Source organism: Nocardioides sp. CCNWLW239 (genome assembly GCF_037137035.1).
Classification (GTDB): Bacteria; Actinomycetota; Actinomycetes; order Propionibacteriales; family Nocardioidaceae; genus Nocardioides.
In genome coordinates this window covers 990600-1014394 of record NZ_JBBBNW010000001.1, presented here as the reverse complement: position 1 = coordinate 1014394, position 23795 = coordinate 990600, and the positions used below count along the sequence as shown (strand labels likewise).

The following is a 23795-nucleotide window of genomic DNA, read 5'->3' as shown; positions in this document are numbered from 1 at the left end:
CACCGTGCCGTTCGTCGGAACGGACGAGATCGGGAGGTTGCGCAGACATGTCCGGGGTATCGCGCGACGCCGATCGGCGCCGCGTGGCGATGGTCTGTGACGCCGGTCCCGACGTCGGGATCGGGCACGTCATGCGCTGCCTGGCGCTCGGGGAGGAGCTCGTCGCCCGCGGCGTACGCGTGGTGATGGTCGCCGACCTGGACCGGGTGCCCTGGGCGGCGGAGCAGGTGCGGCGGCGGGGGATCGAGATCGTGTTCCCGGGACCCGAAGACGTCCGCGAGGTGCTCGTCGGCCTCGACCCCTCGTCGGTGGTCGTGGACTCCTACCTCCTCCCCGCCTCGGTCTACGCCGACCTGCGGGACCGCTGGCCGCTGCTGGCGCTCACCGACGGCGACCCCGGTGGCCGGGTCGCCGATCTCTACCTCGACCAGAACCTCGGGGCCGAGGCCTCCGCGTGGACCCTTCCCGAGGGGTCCCGACACCTCGGCGGGCTCGACTACGCCCAGCAGCGACGCGACATCGTCCGGCAGCGGCCGAGCCGGCCCAAGACCGCCGCCGACGAGCACACGCCGCTGCGGGTGCTGGCGTTCTTCGGGGGCACGGACGCTTTCGGTGTCGCGCCACGGGTCGCTCGTCTGGTCGCTCGGACCGGGGTCGCGGTGGAGCTGACCGTCATCGCGGCCACGCCCGAGCTGGCCGAGGCCACCCACGGCATCGAACCGGCCCCGGGACAGGTCGTCCAGGTGATCGGGCCGACCGACACCCTGGCCGAGCTCGTCGCCGACGCCGACGTGGTGCTCAGTGCCGCCGGCACCTCGGCCTGGGAGCTCTTCTGCCTCGGCGCGGCGGTCGGGTTCGTCTGTGTCGCGGACAACCAGGCGGACGCCTACGCGCGGATGGACGCCGACGGCCTGGCCCTCGGGATCGCCACCCTGGCCGAGCTCGACGCCGATCCCGGGCGTGCGGTGACCCGGCTGGAGGCGCTCCTGGGTGACGTACGCCTGCGGGAGAGGTTGCGCGCCGCCTGCTGGACCACGGTCGACGGCCGCGGACCGGCGCGCGTCGCCGACGCGCTCCTCGCCCTCGAGCATGATCGGGCCTAGACCAGGTCCCAGCTGAGCGGCGTGCCCGCCGGGACGTCGGCTGTGAAGGTGCGGCCGAAGACGATGTCGACGTCGGCGGGCGGCAGCCCGTCGGCAGGTCGGACGGAGCGTACGTTGTCCGGCCCGACCTTCTCCCCGGCGCGGACGTCCCGGGTGACGAAGAGCGAGCGGCGGAAGCGCAGGCCCTCGCGCTCGGCCGACTTCGGGCCGATCCGAGCCTCGCCGAGCGCCTGCCAGGCGATCTTCGTCTCGCTGACCAGCGAGGCGAACTCGTGCGGCTCCAGGGAGAAGTCGGAGTCGACGGCGCCGTCCTCGCGCGAGAGCGTGATGTGCTTCTCGATCACGCACGCGCCGAGGGCGACGGCCGCGACCGAGGCGCCGATGCCGAGCGTGTGGTCGGAGAGGCCGACGGCCACGTCGAGCCCGTCGCGCAGCACCGGGATCCCGCGGAGGTTGGAGGCCTCCGGAGGGGCCGGGTAGGACGCGGTGCAGGCCAGCACGACGAGGTCCTCGTTGCCGGTCGCCCGTGCCGTACGCACCGCCGCGTCGATCTCGGCGAGCGTCGCCGTCCCGGTGGAGATGATCGTCGGCAGCCCGGCCTCGGCGATCGCCCGGACCAGCGGCAGGTCGGTGATCTCGGAGGAGGCCGACTTCAGCATCGGGACCCCCAGCCCGACGAGGAAGTCGACAGCGGTCGGGTCGAAGGCGGCGGAGAACGGGACCATGCCCAGCTCGGAGGCCAGCGCGAAGATCGGCTCGTGCCACTCCCACGGTGTGTGCGCCTCCTCGTAGAGCTCGTGGAGGCGGCGGTTGGGCCACAGCGGGTGATCGGCCGAGAGCCGGAAGGCGGGGGTGTCGACGTCGAGGGTGATGGTGTCGGCGGTGTAGGTCTGGATCTTGAGCGCGTGCGCGCCGGCCTCGCCGGCGGCGCGGACGATGTCGAGCGCCCGTTCCAGGTCGCCGCCGTGGTTGCCGGACATCTCCGCGATCACGAACGGCTCGTGCCCGGGGCCGATCAGCCGGTCGCCGACGGCGATCTCGTGGGTGGTCATCACTGCTCCTTGCCGGAACGTCGGGTGGGCCGGTCGTCGCGGTGCAGCCGGACCGGGATCGAGGTCACCGTGCTGTCGCCGACGGTCTGTTCGTAGGGCTCGCCCTCGGTGAACCCGAGGCGGCGGTTCATGGCACGTACGGACTCGTTGTGGGGGAGCACCTCACCCTCGAGCAGGTCGACGTCGAGGCCGTCGGGCTCGGGAGCGAAGGCGTACGCCACGGCCTCCCGCATGACCTTGGTCCAGGCCAGCAGCGCGGTGCCGTCGGCGGCGGTGCCGTCGTGGTCGAGATAGAAGCCCCAGGACGCCGACCTGGCGACCGGGTCGTGGTCGAAGAAGGTCACCACGCCGAGCGGACGGGAGGAGTGCTCGAACATCAGCACCCGCCGGGTCGGGTCCTGGCTGACCCGGGACCACCAGGCGGCGTGCTCCTCGGCGGCGATCAGATGCTGGGTGATGCTCACCGACCGGTTGGCGTCCTGGTTGCGCCACGCGAGCATGTTCGGCAGGTCGTCGACGGTGGCCGGTCGTAGCATCGGTCTCCTCAGGCGGTCGGGGGAATGCGCGCTCACGTTACTCACCTGTTCAGGCCCCGTGGGAAATTCGGCGGCCGGGCGTCGCGATATGGTCCGAGGCCATGGAGACTCTCGACCGACCGGCGGTCCGCAAGCTCATGGGCGAGGTGCTGGCCGTGCAGGGGAAGACCCTGCCCGCTGACGACACCGCGAAGCTGGCCGACATCGGCTTCCGTTCCCTCGACTTCTCCGAGCTCGCGCTCCGGGTCGAGGACGAGATCGGTGACGAGCTCAACTTCGAGGCGGCCGGCCTCCGCTCGATCGAGACGATCGGAGACGTGCTCGACCTGCTCGTGGAGATCCAGGGGCAGTGATCGCCGACAACCTCGTCACCGACGCCCGGACGGGGCGGCGGGCGACCTGGGGTGAGCTCGCCCAGCGGGCCGCGCCACGGTCGGCGCCGACGGCCTACGTGGTGGAGCACGGCGTCGACGCGCTGCCGATGGTCGCCGCGCTGAAGGACGGCGGTGAGCTGCTCGTCGTCGCCGCCGGACGGCTCGACGAGCCGCTCGCCGAGGAGCTGCGCGAAGCCGGGTTCGACCTCTCGACCGGCGACGACGTCCAGGCGACGACAGCCGGTCGTGCGGCCGAGGACGGCCGGGTCTGGCTGCTCACCTCCGGGTCGACCGGTCGGCCCAAGCGCGTCGGCCACACCCTGGCGTCGCTCTCGACCGTGACCGGCGAGCTGGCCCCGCGCACCTGGCTGTGCCCCTACTCGCCCGGGACGTACGCCTGGTGGCAGGTGATCACCCTGGGCCTGGGCGTGCCCGGCCAGGACGTCGTGCTCGTCGACCCGGCGGACCTGGACGACTGGGTCGCGCCCGCGCTCGAGCACGGTGTCACCGCGGTGTCCGGCACGCCGACGTTCTGGCGACGTACGTTGATGCGCCACGGCGCCGAGCTGCAGAAGCTGCCGCTGGAGCAGGTCACGCTCGGCGGCGAGCCGGTCGACCAGGCGGTGCTGACGCAGCTCGGCGAGGCCTTCCCGGCCGCGCGCGTCTCCTGGATCTACGCCTCCTCCGAGGTGGGAGCCGCGATCGTCGTCCACGACGGCCGCGCCGGTTTCCCGGCGGAGTGGCTCGATCGCGACGTACCCGGCCGTCCACGGTTGTCGGTCGTCGACGGCGAGCTGGTGATCACCTCGCCCCACCACGGCACCGACGCCGCGGGCGCCGAGATGGCCGGCGCCGTACGCACCGGAGACGCCGCCCGCATCGAGGACGGCCGGGTGCTGGTCACCGGTCGCCTGGACCGCGACGAGATCAACGTCGGGGGCTCGAAGGTGTCCGCCGGCGCCGTCCGGGACCTGCTGCAGTCCCACCCCGAGGTCGCCTGGGCCTCCGTACGCGGCCGGAAGGCGCCTCTCGTCGGCACCATGGTCGTCGCCGACGTGGTCCTCGGGTCCGGCTCCGACGTGACCGCGGACGACCTGACTCGTTGGGCGGCCGGGCAGTTGCCCGAGTACGCCGTGCCGCGGCGTATCACGATGCGTGCCGAGATCCCGGCCAAGGAGACGCTGAAGAGCGATGTCTGACGTACACCCTGCCGAAGCGAAGCCAGAGGCGATCAGCGCTGTCCAGCCCGCCTCCGTCGTGCTGGTCTCCGGCGCCTCACGAGGCCTCGGCCTGGCCATCGTCGCCGACCTGCTCGAGCGCGGGGTCAAGGTCGCGGCGTTCGCGCGCACGGTGACTCCGGAGATGGAGGTGCTCGCCGAGAAGTTCCCCGACGCGACCCACGTCGGTTCGGTCGACGTGACCGACGAGAAGGCGGCCCAGGCCTTCGTCAAGGAGGTCGAGGGAAAGCTCGGCGTCATCGACGGGCTGGTCAACAACGCCGCGATCGGGCAGGACTCGCTGCACGTGCACACCTCCGCCGACCGGATCGCGCAGATCATCGAGACCAACCTGACCGCGCCGCTGGTGCTGACCCGGTTCGTGCTGCGGCGCCTGATCGGCAAGGGCCTCAAGGGCCGGGTCGTCAACGTGACCTCGATCTGCGGCCAGCGCGGCTACCAGGGCCTGGTGGCATACTCCGCCACCAAGGGAGGTCTCGACGCGGCGACCCGTTCGCTGGCCCGTGAGCTCGGTGGCCGGGTGCTGGTCAACGCGGTCGCGCCCGGGTTCTTCGCCTCGGAGATGTCCGCAGTGCTCGGCGCCAACCAGCTCGAGTCGATCGCGCGGCGTACGCCTTCGGGGGCGATGACCACGCCCGAGGACGTCGTGCCGACCGTGCGGATGCTGCTGCTCGAGCAGACCAACATCAACGGCCAGTCGATCGTCATCGACGGCGGCGGCTCGATCTGATGCCCGGGAGCCGGCTCCGCGTCGGCAGCGATGCCGAGCTCGCCGGCTACCGCGCCCGCAGCCATCTCCACGACGGCCGAGTGGTGGCGTGGACGGGTGGTTACGACGTACCGGTGGCGATCGACGGCGAGGTGGACCGCGAGGTGCCGACCGCTCTCGCGAGACGTTTCGGGACCGACCGGTTCTGGGAGCGGTGGACCAGAGCCGAGTGCGTCGCGAAGCTCACCGGCCGCGGGGTCGTCGACCTGGTGGACCTGATGGCCCAGAACCCCGGTGGTGGCGACCGGCCCGACCTGGGCCTGAGCCTGAGCCTGAGCACCGTGCATCTTCCAGGGGGCATCGTGGTGTCGATCGGCCGTGGAACACTCCGGGGGCATCAGCCGGAGTGCGGGAGAGTGTTCGTTCGCCTGTAACCTCTGGATTCGACCAGATTCGCGGGGGCGTCATCCGGGACGCCGTCGAACCGAGAGGGATTTTTGCATGGGTCAGGGAATCGTCGACGTCCTACGTCGCGCCGAACGAAGGATGCCACAGGGCGTCCGTCGACTGGCTCGCGACGCCGGGCATCGCGTTCTCGGCCACGAGCGCGCACCGCTCGTCTCGGTCGTGGTGACCGTCACCGACCAGGACAAGCAATACCTGGCCGAGTCGCTCCTCTCCGTACGCGAGCAGACCCACACCGCGCTCGAGATCCTGGTCGCCCCCTACGGGCAGGCCAGCGTGGTGAGCGACCAGATCCTCGCCGAGTTCCCCGACGACTATCGCCTCCGCCTTCTCGACCGTTCCGCGTCGCAGGCGGAAGCCCGTGACCGCGGCGGCCGCGCGGCGCGCGGCAGCTACGTCTGCTTCCTGCTCGCCGCCGACCTGCTCACCCCGAACGCGATGCGCACCCTGGTCACCTCGCTCGAGCAGAGCGGCTCCGACCTGGCGGTCGGTCGCATCGAGAGCCGCCAGCGGCTCTCGCCGCCGGTGGTCCCGACCTACGACCTCGTGCACGCCCAGAACCGCTCCGGTCTCACCCTGGACGAGTTCCCGGTCGCGCTGAGCGACGTCGGGGTGAGCAACCGGCTGTTCCGCACCTCGTTCTGGCGTCGGAACGGCTTCAGCTTCGGTGGCCGTGGTGGCGCCGCGGCGGTCGGGTTCGACGGTTACCTGAAGGCCAACCGCTTCGACGTGGTCACGGCGCCGGTGTGCGTCGACATGGACCGTGCCGACGGCACGCCGGTCGAGCAGCTCCACGACCAGACCCTCGGCATGGAGGAGTGGATCGAGCAGACCCGCTCGACCTGGGTCGCGATCGGCGAGCTCGCCTCCGACCTGCGCGACCACTGGGCGCTCGGCGAGCTCACCAGCCGGGCCAACACGATCCTCGGCGACGTCGAGCGGATGAGCGCCGAGCAGTGGACCAGCCTGCGCGACCTCGTCGTCGAGATCGAGCGCGACGTCTCGACCGGCGTGTGGCTCAAGCTGCCGGTCGAGGTACGCGCGCGGTTGTCCTATCTCATCGCCGACCAGCGCGAGGAGCTGACCGCGTTCGTCGCGTCCCGCTGGTTCGAGCGCGGCAACCTGCGCACCCGGGTCGTCGACGGACAGGTGCACGGGATCTTCCCCGACACCGACCTGCCCGCGGCCGTGACCACGCTCAACGTGCACGAGACGCCGGCGCGGGTGCTGGTCCGTGACGTACGTCCGCTGGACACCGACCGGGTCGAGGTCGACCTGGTGGCACGGATCGAGCTGGTCGACCTCGCCGAGACGACCCCGGTCGTCACCGCACGCCTGGTGCCGGACCTGGTCGACATGGACGACGAGGACGGCTTCGCGAGCGACCCCGACGAGGTGCTCCCGGATGCCATCGAGCTGACGGTCACGCCGCGCTACGACGCGCAGGCCAACATGACCATCGGGCACAAATACCAGGACTACCGTCCCGGCGGGTGCCGCACCGAGGTCGACCTGACCCAGCTGGCCGCTGGCCGCTGGCATCTCGAGGTCACCGTCGATGTCGACGGCGTCGTCCGCACCACCAGCGAGGTCCAGATCGACACCCGCGGTCCCGCGGGCAACCTGGCGACGCGCTACCGGCCTCGGATCCACACCTCGGCCGGTCTGTCCGTCGCCTGCGACCGGTTCAACGACCAGCTCAGCTTCCGCGCCGTCCCCACGACGAACACCTCCCTGGAGCAGGCGCAGGTCGACGGCCGCACGGTCTCCCTGGCTCTGACCGGTGACCTTCCGCGGGCCGTGCGGGCGATCGGTGGCGGCGTACGCATCGAGGCACCCGTCAAGGACGGCAAGGTCAGGCTCGACCTCCCGCCTCACGGAGCCGCCGAGCCCGGGACGTCCGCCGCCTGGCGGCTGGAGACCCTCCAGGACGGTGGCTCGGGCCGGATCATCTGGACCGATCCGACCGGCGAGCCGTGGACCGGCGAGCGCGGTGGCAGCGTGCTCGTCGGCCGAGACGGCCGCGGCTACGCCCAGATCGTCGAGGCGGCCGACACCGTCGCGCTGGACCGCGTCGAGCTCGGCCAGGGTCGCATCACGGTGCGCGGCCACTGGCTCAGCACGGTCCCGAAGCATGCCCGGCTGACGCTTGCCGGCTCGCGACACAGCGAGACCGTCACGATCGACACCGGTGCCGCCGAGTTCGAGGTGGTCTTCTCGCTGTACTGGGACGAGTGGGGCCTGGGCGAGTCCGTCCTGCCCAGCGGCGTCTACCAGTTCCGGCTCACCTGCGGGGCCAAGCGCACCGGCAACGTACGCCACACCACCCCGTTCCTCGAGCATCAGGCGGAGTTCCAGACCAGCGACGAGGTCCGGCTCCGGCCGGTCAACGGCAACGGCCCGGGCGTCACCCTGCAGCCGCCGATCCCGGTCGACCACGCCGGCAGCTACGCCCACAACCTCGCCCGCGAGCGCGTGCTGGCGGCCGAGGAACCCCTCGACGAGTCCGCGGTCTACCTCTCGACCTACGCCGGCTCGACCGCCACCGACTCCCAGCTCGCGATCCACGAGCACCTTCGGCGCACCCGCCCCGACCTCACTCTCTACTGGGGCATCGCCGACCACGCCTCCCGGGTCCCCGAGGGCGGTGTCCCGGTCGTGCTGCAGAGCCCGGAGTGGTACCGGGTCATCGGCACCGCGAAATACCTTGTCCAGAACATCGACTTCGACCGCTGGTGGCGCAAGCGGGAGGGGCAGCGGTTCCTGCAGACGTTCCACGGCTACCCCGCCAAGTCGATGGGCCTGCGGATGTGGCGCGCGAAGATGTTCTCGCCGCTGCGCTGCGAGGCCGAGCTCGACCGGACGACCGCCGGGTGGGACCTGATCCTGACGCCGACGCCGGAGATGGACCGCTACTACCGCGAGGAGTACGCCTACGACGGCCCGATCCACAGCGAGGGCTACCCGCGCGACGACGCGCTGGTGGGCCCCTCGGTGGACGAGGACCGCGAGCGCACGCGGAGCCTGCTCGGTATCGGCTCCCACCAGAAGGTGATCCTCTATGCCCCCACGTGGCGGGACCACCTGGCGCTCAACTATCGCTCGGCGAAGATGGTCGAGCACCTCGACGTGGTCGCGGCCAGCGAGGCGCTGGGGGACGACTACGTCATCCTGCTGCGCGGTCACCGGTTCAACTCCAAGGGCAGCGAGCGCAGCGAGCGCACCGCCCGGATCATTGACGTCACCGACTACCCGGAGATCAACGACCTGATCCTGGCCTCCGACGCGGCGGTGCTCGACTACTCGAGCCTACGCTTCGACTTCGCCCTCACCGGGCGGCCGATGGTGTTCCTGGTGCCCGACCTGTCCGACTACACCGGCGGCATCCGCGGCTTCCTCTACGACTACGCCGACACCGCTCCCGGACCGATGCTCGACACCGCTGAGCAGGTCGTCGAGGCACTGTCCGACCTGGACCGGCTCGAGGCCGACTACCGCGACCGGATCGCCGCGTTCAACGCGAAGTATCAATACACCCAGGACGGTAAGGCGACCGAGCGGGTCGTCGAGGCCTTCTTCGACAAGCCCTGAGCCTCGGTGGTCTGGGCTCAGCCCCGACCGACAGAAGCAGCGATGGCGCGTCCCCTCGCGGGGCGCGCCATCGCTGCGTCTACGGGCTCAGCCCAGGATCAGGGCAGTCGGGCGAGAGCCGGCTCGGCCACCGAGGTCTTGCCCGGGATGGCGTTCCAGCGCTCGGGCAGGACCGCGCGGTGCGGGCCGACCTCGAGGAGGACCACGTTGCGGTAGGTCATCCCGTAGGTCTCGACGTAGGGCGCCAGCGAGGCGAGCAGCCCCTTGTCCCGCCACTGGGCGGCGTCGAGCACGAGCACCTCGATGTCGAAGGCGTCGAAGTCGAACGCGTGCCGCTGGTGGCCGTCACGACGCAGCTCGGCCGCCTCGGTGGTGCGCTCGGCCTGCTTGTTGGCGGCAGCGTGGATCTGCTGGAAGCCGCTGACCCCGCGGGTGCCGACGACGTCGGTGGCCGCCAGCAGGTTGCCACCGAGGTCGGTGTCGGCCAGTCCGGCGATGTCCTCGGTGAGCACCGCGGAGACCGGCAGGATCAGCAGCTTGTCGACGTCGGGCAGCAGGTCGGCCACCACGAGGCGCTCGACCTGGCCGATCGGCATCGTGCTGCCGTCGGGCAGCTTGATGCCGTCGAAACCGGACACGTCCAGTGCGCTGAGCGTGATGCCCGGGCGGGCGAGCTCGTCGAGCCGCAGGTCGGTGCCACCGGTCTGCACCCACAGGTGGACCGGACGGGACGAGTACGCCGCGATCGACTTGATCAGCCGGCGCAGCTTCGGGCGCTGCTTGGGGCGGGCGGAGACGGCGACGTGGATCGCGTCGGCCGGGACCTGCTCGGGGGTGTGCACCGGGTTGCTGCGTACGTCGTCGGCGATCGAGCTGCGCAGCTCGCCGACCTTGCGGGCGCCGGCCCGGCGCTGACGCGCGATCTCGACCTCGGCGGCGTTCATCTCGCGCCACTGGGCGTAGACGTCCTCGACGCTGGCACCGGAGAAGATCGTGGTGAGGATTTTCTCGAGCCGGTCGTTCATGCTCTCCCGGATGCCGTCGAACTCGGCCGGGGTGAGCGGGTTGAGGCCGGCGAAGCGCGGGTCCGAGAGGTTCTTCGGGCGGAAGTCGATGTCGATCCCGATGCTGCGACCGGGCAGGTAGCAGTGCAGGCGGCTGGTGACCAGCTTGCGGTGGTCGCGACGGTAGCCCTCGAGCATCGCGATCGCGTCGTCGATGTTGCGCACGAACGGCCGGAACCGGACCTCGTCGAGACCGCCCTGGGCGTAGGTCGGGGCGCCTTCGGGGATGGACCCGTCGAAGACGTCGACATAGCCGACCGGGGCGTCGGGCCCGGGCAGCTGCTCCGCGTCGGGGAACACGGTCGAGACCGTGGTGGTGAGGCAGCCCGAGAAGAACGCGGGCACGCCGACGGAGAGCAGGATGTCGACGGTCGTCCAGTCGCGGCAGCCGATCGGGGCGTACTTCTTCAGGTAGTCGATCGTCTCGTCGGTCATCATGGCGCGGGTGCTGCAGTGGAACGAGACGAAGATCGGGCACAGGTTCTTGTGGAACGGCATCCCGTAGCGCATCTCGAAGATGGGGTGCATGTACCACCCGAAGCCGAGCATCCAGGTGTCCTTCGGGACCGGCTGGTACATCGACGCGTCACGCTGCAGGGTCATCAGCTGGACCTTGGCGGACAGGCCCTCGCGGACGCGCTCGGGGCGGACCCGCTCGCGCAGCCGGTCGGCGAGGTCGTCGAGCTCGGACTCACCGGTGAACTCGAGGTCCTTGTGACGCACCACGTGACCGAGGGAGGCAAGAGTCTGGACGTGGTCGCCGATGTTGGCCGAGGCGCGAGAGCGGCCGGGGTGGCCGTAGTCGACGACGGCGTAGGAGACGGTGTCCTCCGGGACCTCCGGGCCCTCGGGCTCGTCGTTGTCGGCAGCCACCCACGAGCGCAGCCAGTCACGGCTCTCGACGACCCACTTCGTGTCGCCCTTGGTGCCGTCGCCGACGGCCTCGTCGAGCCGGGCGTAGAGGCTGCGGGCCAGCTCCTGGTCGCCGAAGCCGAAGACGCGGCTGGTCATCGCCAGCCAGGCCCGCCCCGGGACGTACGCAGGGCTGGACTCGGCGAGGTCGCGCAGGGTCGCGCGGGTGGCGTCGGGGTCGACGTGGAGCCCGGACATGACGTACTCGTCGGCGGCCGTCGCTGCCCACGTCTCCACCGGGATGCCCTGGAAGAGTGCCCAGGCACGCTCGTAGAAGCCGCCACCGGCGGCGCTGACCGCACCGTCGAGGTCGGCGGCGACGACCAGCGGCTCGACCTCGATGGAGATCGGCGCCGGCTTCGCGGCCTCCGGCGCACCCTCCGAGATGGCGGGGACGCGCGCCGTCAGGCTCTGACGCAGGCGCTCGGGGAGCAGCTGGCGAGCGAGTCGTCGAGCTGGGCTGGCCATGGGACTCCTTCATTGATGGTTCGAGGCATGGTCGTGCGGCGGAACCGCGTCGTTCGCGGCCCGTTCACACGTTCCCCCTGGTGATCCAGACGAGTCATCCTGCCCGAAGAATCGGTGATCCCCAAAGACGCCGACTAATCTCCTGCGCATGTCGATCGCCACCCCCCACGAGCAGGTCGCGCTCCCCGACGGCCGCTACCTCACGATGTGCAACGAGATCGCGACCAAGTTCGGTGGGCAGACCCGGGCGATGATCATGCGCAACCGGCTGATCACCCAGAACACCGGGATCCCGACCACGTTGCTGACCACCGAGTCGAAGCCGGTCTACGACGAGGTGCGCGAGGTCCTGCGCGAGTCCGGGCAGCTGGTCGACGGCATGCAGCTCCTCAACCTCTACGAGTGGTATCGCCAGAACACGCCGACCGACGCGCCGGACGAGACCGTCGCTGCGCTCGGTGGTGGGCTGGGCGAGGTCCCCGGCACGACCACCCAGGACGTCCTCCACCCCGACGGCACCGTCTACTACACCGCCCACTCGCAGTCCGGGAAGGACCTGGCGCGCGACTACCGTCGCGCCGACGGCTCGATCTACCTGCGGGCGCCGGGCCCGGGTGCGCCGGCCGCGTCCCGGGTGCCCTACATCCTCACCGATGCCGAGGGTCGCCCGATCCGGTCGTGGGAGACCGTGGGCGGCTGGCTGTGGCACTGGCTCGAGATCCTCGCCGGCGATGCCGAGCGGGTCTTCGTCGTGACCGACTCCCGGTTCACGCTGCGTGACGTCATGCCCCGTCAGGACGACCGCTTCTACTTCCTCCACCTCATGCACAACAACCATGTGGTGAGGGAGCGGCGCTGGAACTCCCAGCTCTCGGGCAAGTACGCGCCGCTGCTGGACAACATCCACGAGTACGACGCCCTGGTGAACCTCACCCATCGTCAGTCCGAGCACATCGCGATGCGCTACGGCTCGACCTCGCACCGGTTCGTGGTGCCCAACCCGGTCGAGCTGCCGGAGCTGCCCGAGACGATGCCCGAGCGCGAGCCGGCGACGTTCGTGACGGTCGCCCGGCTCGAGCCGCAGAAGCGCCTCGAGCACGCGATCAGGGCATTCGCGAAGGTGATCGAGAAGCGGCCTCAGGCCAAGTTCCAGATCTACGGCGACGGCAAGCTCTACAAGCCGCTGGCGGACCTGATCGAGACCCTCGACGTCGGCAAGAACGTCCAGCTCATGGGCCATGACCCGCGGGCCAAGGAAGCGCTGCTGCACGCCACCGGCTTCATCATGACCAGCGTCAACGAGGGCTACCCGCTCGCGACCCTCGAGTCGCTCTCCTTCGGCTGCCCGGTGATCAGCTACGACATCAACTACGGTCCGCGCGAGCAGATCAGCGACGGTGTCGACGGCTTCATCGTCGAGGCCGAGGACATCGACGCGGTCGCTGATCGCTGCATCCGGATGATCGACGCCCCCGAGATGGTGGCCGAGATGTCCCGCAAGGCGCTGGAGAAGGCGGACAAGCACACCTGGCGCGCCTTCCTCGAGGACTGGCGGGTCGCCTTCGAGGGCGCGGTCGCCCAGCGCCCGGGCCGGATCGAGAAGGCACATGCTCGGCTCGACGTGCACGCCCTCGGCTGGGCGCGTCCGATGCCCGAGGGCGTCGCGAACCGCCTGCCCGGTCCGGCGAGCCGTCTCGGTCGCACTCAGTCGAGCTCGGCCGCCTTCCGGGACTCTCGTACGCTCCGCTTCGACGCCACGCTCACCGTGACGGGCGAGTGGCCCAAGGGCGTGATGGAGGACCGCATCGTCACCCTCGACGCCGTCTGCAACGAGACCGGTGAGGTCGCGTCGCTGCCCCTCGAGGTCTCGCCCGAGGGTCGCGGTGTCTTCCGGCTCGCCTCCCGGTTCGACCTGGCGGAGGTCTTCTCGGAGTTCTCCGAGGAGTCGCGCAACCTGGACCTGCGGCTCCGGTTCACCGTCCACAACTGGAACTGGCAGACCAAGCTCGGCCGGCCACGGCACGTACGCCCGAACTTCGAGGTGTCGTTCGGTCCGAACGACACCCTGCACCTGCAGCGGCGCTGATCAGTCCGTGCGGACGACGTGCAGCTTCGTACGTCGTTCGAGCCTGAACCCGGGCCGGTCCTGGAAGTATTCGTCGACCGCGTCGCGGCACCCGCTGTAGTGGAAGTAGTCGTCGAGGACGATCCGACCGCCCACGACCAGGTGCGGGACGATCCGCTCCAAGCAGGTCATCGTCGACTCGTACCAGTCACCGTCCAGGTGGGCGAACGCCACCGGCTCGTCGATCTCGAGGGTGTCCTGGAACAGGCCCTGCACCAGCTCGACGTTGTGCTCGGCCAGCTTGATCCCGTGTCGGGTGAAGGAGTCGGTCACCTCGTCGTAGAGGTTGTCGCGGTAGCCGTAGTAGGTCTCCCCGCCGATCCCCTTCGACGTGCCGCTGACGATCTTCTCGTAGCGCTTGTGGACGTCCTCGCCGTCGCGCTCCGACGGCTCGGGGATCATCCCGAAGACGTCGTAGACCTTCATCGGCCGCTTCGGGTCCTTCGCTGCGGCCATCACGATCGCGGAGCCGCCCAGCGCCGCGCCGGTCTCGATGATCAGGCCCGGCCGGTCCTGCAGATCGGCGTCCATCACCTGGCGGGCGAGCACCTCGAGGTTCTCGGGCTTGAGGTAGGTGAGGTGCTCGGAGCGAACATCGTCCACGACGGTGCGGACCTCGGTGGGGAGCGCGAGATCGACCAGCGGGTCGCGTACGGACTCCCGGGTGCGGATGGTCTCCGACCGGAGCCGCGCGACCTCGGCCTCGAGCTCGGCGCGGGTCTTGGCGGTCTTCGTCTCGGACGCCGGCTGCTTCGGCGTGGTCGTCGTCGGTGAGGTGGGCTTGCGCGCGACCACGACATAGTTCTTGGGCATGCCGCGCTCGAACCGGTCGCCGGTGACCTCCAGCCGGGAGTAGAACCGGCTGAGCCGGACCGCGACCTTCCGGTTGAGGAGCACGATCGGGGCGATGTAGGCGAGCTTCCAGCGCAGACCTCGTCCGCGGAGCTCACCGACGTTCTCGGGGAGGTTCTTCGCCATCATCTGGTAGTTGTAGGCGACCGTCCCGAAGTAGCCCTCGAGCCAGTTCATCCGGGCGATCTCGAACCCGGCCTCCTCGAACATCTTCTGCAACGAGAACTGGGTGTAGCGGAAGAAGTCGTAGGGCTTCTGGTGCTCGGCGAAGAAGAGCGGCGCGGAGAGGAAGATCCGGCCGCCCGGCTTGAGCACGCGGTGCAGCTCGTGGATCGCCTTCTCCGGCTCGGGCACGTGCTCGAGGACCTGGTTGCAGATCACCCGGTCGAAGTGTCCGTCGTCGACCGGGATGTCGGTGATGTCGCAGACGTAGTCGAGAGGTGCGTACTGCGAGCTCAGCTGGGCGAAGTCGGCGGCCTCGTAGTGGGCGTGCTTGAACAGCTTCCGGTAGGGCGACTTGCCGGCGCCGGCGTCGAGGACACGCATGCCGCGCTTGGTGCCTTTGGCGAAGCGTGCCATCTCCTGACGGAGGCGCACTCGGGATGGGTTGATGTGCCGGGGCCGAACCGCCTTGGTGCGATCCTTCCGGACAATGGTCCGCATGGGCGGAAACATTAGCGCCCGGAACGAGGACTCTCTCGCAAACCACGCAAGACGGCATCACGAACTGGATCGTGGAGTCGGCGCTCGACCAGGTAGTGCAGAGCGATGGCCAGAACCAGTGCGGTGGCGACCGCGGCTGCCAGGACGACGTACTCGTCGTAGCGGCCGTGGAAGGTGTCGATCACCCAGAACGCGAACTGCGCGTGGATCAGGTAGAGCGGGTACGTCAGGGCCCCGAGAGTCGTCAGGAAGCGTGCCTCCACGCGGCCCAGCGGGCCGGCGGAGACGAGCCAGACGAGCGCCGCGAACGCCACGATCGCCCACCCGGTGACCACCGGCGAGACGGTGGCGCCGACGAGCTCGGTCGCCCGGTCGGCGTACTCCGTCGCCTGGCGGACGCCCAGGATGACGTTGTAGGCCACCGCGAGCCAGGCGATGAACGAGTTGCCGAACCGGTAGACGAGGAACAGCGCCATGCCCATCGCGAAGAACGGGGCGTACTCGGCGAACAGGAGCGAGTTGAGCATCCCGGAGTCGGTCGCCCGGGCGATCTGAGCCAGCAGCGGCCACAGGAACGCGACCGCGATCACCCGCTGCTTGGTGATCCCGACGAGCAGGAAGACGCCGATCAGCAGGTAGAACTTGAGCTCGATCCAGAGCGTCCAGAAGGCGCCCTGGGCGCTGAGCACGTCCCAGGCGTCCTGGGTCATGGTCAGGTTGATCAGGCCGCCGACGAATCCCTGGTCGCGGCCGCCCTTCCAGTAGGCCTGGAGGACCAGCGTGATCGCCACCGCGACCCAGTAGGCCGGGAAGAGGCGGGCGAGCCGGGAGGCGACGAAACCGGGCAGGTCGCGTCCCCACGCCGTCATCAGGATCACGAAGCCGCTGATGATGAAGAAGAGCTCCACGCCGAGATAGCCGTAGCGGGTGACGTGGTTGAGGCTCGGGAAGACCTCTCGGGGCTCGAGGCCCCAGTAGTCGATCCCGATGCCGGTCAGGTGGTAGCCGACGACGACGGCGGCCGCGATGAACCGGAGCGCGTCGAGCGCGCCGAGCCGGGAGCGGCGTACGGCCTTCGTGGGGGCGGGGGCGGGCGCGGGGGCGGTGTCCGCCGAGACGGTCGGGGCGCTCGTCATCGGGTCAGTTCCCCGTGGCGGCGTCCAGGGCCTCCTGGATCGGGTCGATGCGGCGCAGGTCGATGACGTGGCCGGTGCTCGACGCGATCAGGGTGTCCAGCGACGCCCGCGCGACGGCCTTCGACTCCAGCAGCGTGTGGGACGGCTCCTGGCCGAACGCCTTGGTGCGCATCGGGGTGCCGGTGCGCTCGGGGTTGATCGCGTTGACGCGTACGCCCTGGTCGGCCCACTCGTCGGCGAGCGCCTGGGTCAGGTTGACGGTGGCCGCCTTCGCCGAGGAGTAGAGCGCGTAGCCGCGGCGACCGCGGGTGTAGGAGCTCGAGGTGAAGAAGAGCAGCGACCCCTTCGCCCGAGCGAGGTAGGGGAAGAACTCCTGGGCGATCAGGACCGGCGCGATGTAGTTGATCTCGGTCGCGCTGTAGATCGTCTCCTCCGAGACGGTGGCCAGCTCACCGCGCGGGAGCACGCCCGCGGTGTTGACCACGAAGTCGATCGAGCCGAAGCGCTTGCCGGCGTCGGCCGCCGCGGCGACGATGTCGGCTCGCTTGGAGACGTCGGTGCCGGTGGCCGAGCGGCTGTAGGAGGCGACGTTGGCGCCGTAGGACTCGGCCAGCGCCGCGATGTCGGCGCCGATGCCGTAGCTGCCGCCGAAGACGACCATGTTCTTGCCCTCGAGGGCGGCGCGGTAGTCGGCCTCCGCCTTCTGCGGGAACTGCTGGTGAGCGGTGAGCTGGAAGAGCTTGTCGGCGATGTAGACGTCGATCGGCTCGGTGACCTTCATGTTCTGCTCGTGGCCGTCGACCACCCAGATCTTGGTGTCGGGGAGGTATTTGAGCACCACGCTGCAGTCGTCGGTCGCCCGGAACTCGGGGTCCTGGTCGGCGATCTCGTAGGCGCGCTTCAGGGTCGAGGCGAGGAAGGCCTGCGGCGTCTGGCCGCGGCGCAGCCGCGAACGGTCCGGGATCTGCGCGATGGTGTTGTCGTCGTTGAGCTCGATGATCGTGTCCGCAGAGGGGATCGCCACGTCGACGGCCTGGTAGGTGACCAGCGCCTTGAAGCAGTCGGTGATCACGTCCTCGCTGAGCAGCGGACGCACGGCGTCGTGGAGGAGTACGTTGCAGTCCTCGCCCTCGGGGAGGGCGGCCAGGGCGCGCTTGGTCGTCTCGTTGCGGGTCTCGGCGCCCTCGAGGATCTTGGAGACCTTCGGGTAGCGGCCGTCGCGCGTCATCGCGTGCACGGCATCGAGGTGCCCGGGGGCCATCAAGATGATGATCTCGTCGATCTGCGGGTGGCGGTCGAGCACACCGAGGGTGTGCTCCATGATCGGCATCCCGGCGATCTTGATGAGCTGCTTCGGGATGTCGAGGCCCACCCGGGAGCCCACACCGCCGGCAAGCAGCACGGCAACGTTACGAAGCACTGAACTCGAACCCTTTGATAGATGACGCGGAGGGGAGGATTCTTCCACGCCCCGCGCTGTTGACTCCAATGCCGGGGGCCGCTCGGTGTGATGGCAGTCACGGTAACGGGATGTTTCAGAAGCATGAGCTGCGGCGTACCGTTGTGGTGGCTCGGTCACGGTGGCTGAGCACGCAGGCACAACGTCTGGTACCCATCCCGGCTCCGCTCACCAGGGGGGAGTGGTCGGAGGGACTGGAACGAAAGGTCTACACCATGAACCCACTCAGGGTGGGCGTCGTCGGCGCGGGTCGCGTCGGGGCCGTCCTGGCAGCAGCACTGCGCTCCGCGGGACATTCGATCGTCGCGGTCGCGGGTGAGTCGGACGCCTCTCGCGGCCGCATCGCCGACCTTCTCCCGGGCGTCCCGGTCGAGAAGCCGACCGCCGTTGCTCGCGCGTGCGACCTCCTTCTCCTCACCGTCCCCGACGACATGCTCGGCAACGTCGTCCAGACGATGACCGACGCCGGTGCGATCCGCCCCGGGATGTACGTCGCCCACACCTCCGGCCGCCACGGCCTGGCGATCCTCGCGCCTGCCGCCGCCGTCGGCGCGCACACCATGGCCGTGCATCCGGCGATGACCTTCTCCGGCACCTCCGTCGACCTCGCCCGGCTCGCCGGCTGCGTCTTCGGGCTGACGGCGGCCACGCCCGCCGACCGTGCCTTCGCCGAGGCGCTGGTGGGTGATCTCGGCGGCACGCCGATGTGGGTGCCCGAGGAGATGCGGACGCTCTACCACGCCGGGCTCGCCCACGGCGCGAACCACCTGGTCACCCTGGTCACCGAGGCGATGGAGATCCTCGCCGCGGCGGGGGCGACCGACCCTGCCGGGACCCTGCGCCCGCTGTTGACCGCCGCCCTCGACAACGCCCTGGACCACGGCGACGCGGCGCTGACCGGCCCGATCGTCCGCGGCGACGCCGGCACGGTGGCGGCCCACCTCGACGACATCCGCACCAACGCGCCGCAGACCCTGGCCTCGTACGTCTCGATGGCGCGAGCCACGCTCGACCGGGCCGTCTCCGACGGCCGGCTGCTGCCCATCCGGGCGCTCAAGATCAAGAACCTCCTCGACGAGGCCGACCGCGCCGCCGTACAGCCGCTGCCGCGTCCCGCCCACCTCTGGAACCAGTGATGACCGTTCTCGCCTCCACTCGTGAGGAGCTCGCGAAGCTCCTGGACCCTGCCCGTCGCGACGGCGCCGTCGTCGGCTTCGTGCCGACGATGGGCGCGCTCCACGAGGGGCACGCGTCGCTGATGCGGGTCGCCCGTGAGCGGGTCGGCGGCGGTCCGGTCGTCGTGTCGATCTTCGTCAACCCGCTGCAGTTCGGTGCGGGCGAGGACCTCGACCGCTACCCGCGCACGCTCGAGGCGGACCTCGAGGTCTGCGAGCGCGAGGGGGTCGACGTGGTCTTCGCGCCGTCGGTCGACGAGGTCTACCCCGGCGGGCTGCCGCAGGTGACCGTCGCCCCCGGCGAGCTCGCCGAGGTGCTCGAGGGCAAGACCCGGCCTGGCCACTTCGCCGGGGTGCTCACCGTCGTCGCGAAACTGTTCGGGCTGGTCGAGCCCGATGTCGCCGTCTTCGGCGAGAAGGACTACCAGCAGCTGACGCTGATCCGCCGGATGTCCGCTGACCTGTGCCTCGGCGTCGACGTCGTCGGTGCGCCGACGCAGCGCGAGGCCGACGGCCTGGCGCTCTCGTCGCGCAACCGCTATCTGACCCCTGAGCAGCGGGAGGAGGCGACGACGCTGTCGCGGGCCCTCTACGCCGCGCAGCGCGAGGCCGCGGGCGGTGTCGAGACCGCGCTCCAGGCTGCGCGCGCCGAGCTCCGCCGCGCCAAGGGGGTCGACCTCGACTACCTCGTGGTCACCGACCCCGCGCTGGCAGCGCTGCCCACCGACCCGGCACCGGGCACCGAGGCCCGGATCCTCATCGCCGCCCGCGTCGGCACCACCCGACTCATCGACAACATGAGCCTGCGGGTGGGGCGATGAAAACCTTGGACCGCCAGCGCCGCCAGGGCACGCACTGGGCGGCGTTGTCGTCAGTCGCCGTGGCTCCGCCACGGCTCCCTCCTCCGCCTTGCCCCGCACGCGCCCTGACGACGCTGAACGGCCCAACTTGTTCAACGCCACACCCTACGATCGGAGCATCCCGATGACCCGTCTGCGCACCATGATGACCGGCAAGATCCACCGCGCCACGGTCACCCAGGCAGACCTCCACTACGTCGGCTCGGTGACCGTCGACGCCGACCTTCTCGACGCCGCGGACATCCTCCCGGGCGAGCTGGTCTCCATCGTCGACATCACCAACGGTGCCCGCCTGGAGACCTACACGATCGCGGGCGAACGGGGCTCGGGCGTCCTCGGGATCAACGGCGCCGCCGCCCATCTGGTCCACCCCGGCGACCTCGTCATCCTCATCGCGTACGCACAGATGACCACCGAGGAGGCCCGCGCCTTCGAGCCGCACGTCGTGCACGTCGACGAGGCCAACCACATCGTCGCGCTCGGCTCCGACCGGAGCGAGCCGGTTCCAGGGACCGACCAGATGCGCGGACCGCTCGTTCTCACGCAGTAGCGTGCGGGCATGAACATCGAGCTGCTCTCCGCCCGCGATCCGGGCTGGACCGAGTGGGCGGACGTGATCGTGGTGGGCTCGGGGATCGCCGGGCTGACCGCGGCACTGCGGCTGAAGGATCAGGTCGAGCGGGTCGCCGTCGTCACCAAGGACGTGCTCCAGGCCGGCTCGACGCAGTGGGCGCAGGGCGGCATCGCCGCCGCGCTCGGCGAGGGCGACACCCCTGAGCAGCACGAGGTCGACACGCTCGTGGCTGGCGCCGGGGCCTGTGACCTGGAGGCCGTACGCGTCCTGGTCGGTGAGGGCGCCGAAGCGGTCCGCGAGCTCATCGAGTGGGGCGCCGACTTCGACAAGGACCCCGAGGGCAACCTGTCGCTCACTCGGGAGGGCGGCCACCGCCGCGACCGGATCGCGCACGCCGACGGCGACGCGACCGGCGCCGAGATCCAGCGTGCGCTGATGGAGGCGGTCCGCCGCGCTCCCGAGATCCTGGTCTTCGAGCACGCCATGGTCGTCGACCTGCTGACCGCCGCCGACGGCGGCGTCGCCGGCCTGACCATCCACGTGATGGGCGAGGGCGACCCCGACGGCGTCGGGATCGTACGCACCCGGGCCGTCGTGCTCGCCTCCGGCGGCCTCGGCCAGGTCTTCTCGCAGACGACCAACCCCGCGGTCGCGACGGCCGACGGGATGGCGATCGCGCTACGGGCCGGGGCGACGCTGCGCGACCTGGAGTTCGTGCAGTTCCACCCGACCGTGATGTATCTGGGTGAGGACTCCCGTGGCCAGCAGCCGCTGATCTCCGAGGCCGTACGCGGCGAGGGCGCCTTCCTGGTGGACTGGGACGGCGACCGACTCATGAAAGGTGTCCACGAGCTCGAGGACCTGGCGCCGCGCGACATCGTCTCCAAGGCGATCATGAAGCGGATGCTCGAGACGGGCCGCCCCAACATGTGGCTCGACGCCCGTCATCTGGGTCGTGAGTTCTGGGAGAAGCGGTTCCCCAACATCCTCGCCTCCTGCGAGCAGCACGGCGTGGACCCTTCTGTCGATCTGATTCCCGTCGCTCCGGCGTGCCACTACGCCTCCGGCGGCGTACGCACCGACCTGTGGGGCCGGTCGGACGTGCCCGGGCTCTACGCCACCGGTGAGGTCGCCTGCAGCGGTGTCCACGGGGCCAACCGGCTCGCCTCCAACTCGTTGCTCGAGGGACTGGTCTTCTCGCGCCGGATCGCCGAGGTCCTGCCCGGCGAGCTGCGGCAGCTGGAGGACCCCGCCCCGGGTCCGGGCACCGGGCGCGCGCTCGTCCCCGGCACCGCGCTCAAGCAGCTGCAGGAGACGATGACCACCAAGGTGGGAGTCCTCCGCAACGCGACCGGCCTCGCTGAGGCGATCGACGATCTCGAACAGCTCGGTGGCACACCGGCGACCGAGATCGACCCGGCCGCCTGGGAGACGACCAACCTGCTGACCGTCTCGCTCGCGCTGGCGACGTCCGCGCTGCTGCGCGAGGAGACCCGCGGCTCCCACTGGCGCGAGGACTTCGCCGAGCGCGACGACGCCGGGTTCGCCGGCCACTTCGACGTACGGCTCCGGGACGGCGAGACTGTCGCCACGTTCACGCCGGCGCCGGCGACCGATCCATCAACCATGGCAGGAGCCTGATGACCATCCGACGCGTGCCCTTCGACGAGATCCCGCAGTCGCTGCGCGAGGAGCTGACCACGGCCGGCCTCGACGCCGGCGAGGTCTACGACGCCGTCGAGCTCGCTCTCGACGAGGACCTGCCCTCGGCGGCCCCCGGCGAGATGCCCAGCGAGGACGTCACCTCGGTGGCGACGATCGCCCCCGACTCGGCCGGGATCGGCGTCTTCGCCGCCCGGGAGGACGGCGTGGTGGCCGGCCTCGGCGTGGCCGAGCTCGTCTTCGCGTACGTCATGGGTGACACGGTCACGGTGACCGACCGGGTCAAGGACGGCTCCAAGGTGAAGGCCGGCGACGTCATCATGCGGATCGCGGGGCCGACCCGTGGGCTGCTCACGGCGGAGCGTACGGCTCTCAACTACGCCTCCCACCTCTCCGGCGTCGCCACCGGGGTCGCAGCGTGGACCGAGGCCCTGGAGGGCACCGGCGCGCAGGTCCTCGACACCCGCAAGACGCTGCCGGGCTTCCGGGCGCTGGAGAAGTACGCGGTGCGTTGCGGGGGCGGTGCCAACCACCGGATGTCGCTCTGCGACATGGCGCTGGTCAAGGACAACCACATCGTCGCCGCCGGTGGCGCGGTGCAGGCCTACGAGGCCGTGAGGTTCGCCTACCCGGACGTTCCGGTCGAGGTCGAGGTGACCACGCTCGAGGAGCTGTCGGCCCTTCTCGACGCCGGGTGCGGCCGGATCATGCTCGACAACATGTCGACCGCGATGATGAAGGAGGCCGTCGAGATCACCGCCGGGCGCGCGGTGCTCGAGGCCTCCGGCGGGCTGACGCTGGACCGTGCTCGCGAGGTCGCCGAGACGGGCGTCGACTATCTCTCCGTCGGTGCGCTGACCCACTCGGTGAAGGTCTTCGACATCGGCTTCGACCTGTCCGAGGGCTGAGGCGGCCCGCCATGCCCCTGCTCGCTGTCAACATCGGCAACAGCCACACGGTCCTCGGGCTGATCGCCGACGGCGTCGTGTCCGCGGACTGGCGGGTGTCCACCCTCGAGCACCGCACCGCGGACGAGTGGTGGGCGCTGCTGCGGGGGACCGTGGGCGACTCGCTGGTGGCGGGGATCTCCGGGGTCGTGGTCTGCGCGACCGTGCCCTCGGTCCTGCACGAGTGGCGCGAGATGATCGCCCGCCACCTGGGCTCGGTCGAGAGCGTGGTGGTCGAGCCCGGCGTACGCTCCGGCATCCCGATCCTCATGGACAACCCGCGCGAGGTCGGCACCGACCGGATCGCCAACGCGGTCGCGGCCGTGGCCATCCATGGCGGCCCGGTGATCGTGGTGGACTTCCGCGGGACGGCGACGACCTTCGACGTGGTCAACGCGGAGGGGCAATACGTCGGTGGCGCGATCCTGCCCGGGATCGAGCTGTCCTTGGAAGCGCTGGGGCGGCGCGGTGCGCAGCTGCGCAAGGTCGAGCTCGCGCGTCCGCGGTCGGTGATCGCCAAGAACACCGTCGAGGCGTTGCAGTCCGGGATGGTCTTCGGGGTCGCGGCGCAGGTCGAGGGTATGGTCGCCCGGATCATCGCCGAGCTGGGTGCTTCTGCCGACGACGTGACGGTGATTGCGACCGGCTATCTGGCCGAGTTCGTTCTGGACGAGAGCAAATGTTTCTCCGCTCATTCTCCGTGGCTGACGATGCAAGGGCTGGAACTCATATTCCGACGCAATGTGGTTCGTTAGCGCATTTCGGTATGCCGCCCTGTTGATTCCATCAGTTGATATGTAATGCTATGCGCATCTCGCTTAAACGCGGGG

The 23795-nt window shown here is 70.2% G+C and carries 19 protein-coding genes; 13 read left to right on the top strand and 6 right to left on the bottom strand.

Annotated elements, in window-relative coordinates:
• Positions 1-47 precede the first annotated feature (47 nt).
• Positions 48-1103, top strand: coding sequence for a PseG/SpsG family protein (locus tag WBG06_RS04890; RefSeq protein WP_336735397.1), 1056 nt, complete (start codon positions 48-50; stop codon positions 1101-1103).
• Here WBG06_RS04890 and pseI read toward each other — a convergent pair.
• On the bottom strand, positions 1100-2155 hold the full coding sequence (gene pseI, locus WBG06_RS04885; RefSeq protein ID WP_336735396.1) for a pseudaminic acid synthase: 1056 nt from the start codon (positions 2153-2155) through the stop codon (positions 1100-1102). The genes WBG06_RS04890 and pseI overlap by 4 nt on opposite strands.
• The gene (locus tag WBG06_RS04880; protein WP_336735395.1) at positions 2155-2691 is read right to left on the bottom strand and encodes a GNAT family N-acetyltransferase; all 537 of its coding nucleotides are present in this window, start codon (positions 2689-2691) and stop codon (positions 2155-2157) included. The genes pseI and WBG06_RS04880 overlap by 1 nt, the downstream gene beginning before the upstream one ends.
• Before the next feature lie 101 nt (positions 2692-2792).
• On the opposite strand from WBG06_RS04880, the gene WBG06_RS04875 reads away from it, so the two are divergent.
• The 5 genes from WBG06_RS04875 to WBG06_RS04855 all read left to right on the top strand — a co-directional run bounded on the left by WBG06_RS04875 (position 2793) and on the right by WBG06_RS04855 (position 9068).
• On the top strand, positions 2793-3044 hold the full coding sequence (locus WBG06_RS04875; protein WP_008354901.1) for a phosphopantetheine-binding protein: 252 nt from the start codon (positions 2793-2795) through the stop codon (positions 3042-3044).
• Positions 3041-4264, top strand: a complete 1224-nt coding sequence (locus WBG06_RS04870) for an AMP-binding protein (protein WP_336735394.1) — start codon at positions 3041-3043, stop codon at positions 4262-4264. The genes WBG06_RS04875 and WBG06_RS04870 overlap by 4 nt, the downstream gene beginning before the upstream one ends.
• The gene (locus WBG06_RS04865) at positions 4257-5033 is read left to right on the top strand and encodes an SDR family NAD(P)-dependent oxidoreductase (protein WP_336735393.1); all 777 of its coding nucleotides are present in this window, start codon (positions 4257-4259) and stop codon (positions 5031-5033) included. The genes WBG06_RS04870 and WBG06_RS04865 overlap by 8 nt, the downstream gene beginning before the upstream one ends.
• On the top strand, positions 5033-5446 hold the full coding sequence (locus WBG06_RS04860) for a hypothetical protein (RefSeq protein WP_336735391.1): 414 nt from the start codon (positions 5033-5035) through the stop codon (positions 5444-5446). The genes WBG06_RS04865 and WBG06_RS04860 overlap by 1 nt, the downstream gene beginning before the upstream one ends.
• 67 nt (positions 5447-5513) lie before the next feature.
• Positions 5514-9068, top strand: a complete 3555-nt coding sequence (locus WBG06_RS04855; RefSeq protein ID WP_336735390.1) for a bifunctional glycosyltransferase/CDP-glycerol:glycerophosphate glycerophosphotransferase — start codon at positions 5514-5516, stop codon at positions 9066-9068.
• 98 nt (positions 9069-9166) lie between these two features.
• Here the strand turns inward: WBG06_RS04855 and WBG06_RS04850 are convergent, their stop codons facing one another.
• On the bottom strand, positions 9167-11512 hold the full coding sequence (locus WBG06_RS04850) for a hypothetical protein (protein ID WP_336735389.1): 2346 nt from the start codon (positions 11510-11512) through the stop codon (positions 9167-9169).
• A 148-nt stretch (positions 11513-11660) separates the two neighbouring features.
• Here WBG06_RS04850 and WBG06_RS04845 point away from each other — a divergent pair, with 148 nt between their 5' ends.
• On the top strand, positions 11661-13598 hold the full coding sequence (locus WBG06_RS04845; protein WP_336735388.1) for a glycosyltransferase: 1938 nt from the start codon (positions 11661-11663) through the stop codon (positions 13596-13598).
• On the opposite strand, the gene WBG06_RS04840 is transcribed toward WBG06_RS04845, so the two are convergent.
• Genes WBG06_RS04840 through WBG06_RS04830 form a run of 3 tightly spaced genes read right to left on the bottom strand, consistent with a single transcriptional unit; the run spans position 13599 to position 17708 of the window.
• Entirely contained in the window at positions 13599-15152 is a 1554-nt protein-coding gene (locus WBG06_RS04840; protein ID WP_336735387.1) for a class I SAM-dependent methyltransferase, read from the bottom strand.
• A gap of 11 nt (positions 15153-15163) precedes the next feature.
• Positions 15164-16288 carry an acyltransferase family protein gene (locus tag WBG06_RS04835; protein ID WP_336735386.1) on the bottom strand — a complete coding sequence of 375 codons (1125 nt, stop codon included), beginning with the start codon at positions 16286-16288 and terminating at the stop codon, positions 15164-15166.
• A 4-nt stretch (positions 16289-16292) separates the two neighbouring features.
• Positions 16293-17708 (bottom strand): bifunctional cytidylyltransferase/SDR family oxidoreductase, encoded by a 1416-nt coding sequence (locus WBG06_RS04830; RefSeq protein ID WP_336735385.1) that lies wholly within the window; start codon positions 17706-17708, stop codon positions 16293-16295.
• A gap of 254 nt (positions 17709-17962) precedes the next feature.
• Between WBG06_RS04830 and WBG06_RS04825 the strand changes: the two genes are divergently transcribed.
• The 6 genes from WBG06_RS04825 to WBG06_RS04800 all read left to right on the top strand — a co-directional run bounded on the left by WBG06_RS04825 (position 17963) and on the right by WBG06_RS04800 (position 23720).
• Positions 17963-18883: a Rossmann-like and DUF2520 domain-containing protein gene (locus WBG06_RS04825; RefSeq protein WP_336735384.1), complete on the top strand. Its 921-nt coding sequence runs from the start codon at positions 17963-17965 to the stop codon at positions 18881-18883.
• Complete coding sequence (gene panC, locus WBG06_RS04820) at positions 18883-19743, top strand: pantoate--beta-alanine ligase (RefSeq protein ID WP_336735383.1); 861 nt, start codon at positions 18883-18885, stop codon at positions 19741-19743. The genes WBG06_RS04825 and panC overlap by 1 nt, the downstream gene beginning before the upstream one ends.
• Before the next feature lie 163 nt (positions 19744-19906).
• Positions 19907-20332, top strand: a complete 426-nt coding sequence (gene panD, locus WBG06_RS04815) for an aspartate 1-decarboxylase (protein WP_206443655.1) — start codon at positions 19907-19909, stop codon at positions 20330-20332.
• A gap of 9 nt (positions 20333-20341) precedes the next feature.
• The gene (locus tag WBG06_RS04810) at positions 20342-21997 is read left to right on the top strand and encodes an L-aspartate oxidase (protein WP_336735381.1); all 1656 of its coding nucleotides are present in this window, start codon (positions 20342-20344) and stop codon (positions 21995-21997) included.
• Entirely contained in the window at positions 21997-22926 is a 930-nt protein-coding gene (nadC, locus tag WBG06_RS04805; protein ID WP_336735380.1) for a carboxylating nicotinate-nucleotide diphosphorylase, read from the top strand. The genes WBG06_RS04810 and nadC overlap by 1 nt, the downstream gene beginning before the upstream one ends.
• A gap of 11 nt (positions 22927-22937) precedes the next feature.
• The gene (locus WBG06_RS04800) at positions 22938-23720 is read left to right on the top strand and encodes a type III pantothenate kinase (protein WP_336735379.1); all 783 of its coding nucleotides are present in this window, start codon (positions 22938-22940) and stop codon (positions 23718-23720) included.
• Positions 23721-23795: the final 75 nt, after the last annotated feature.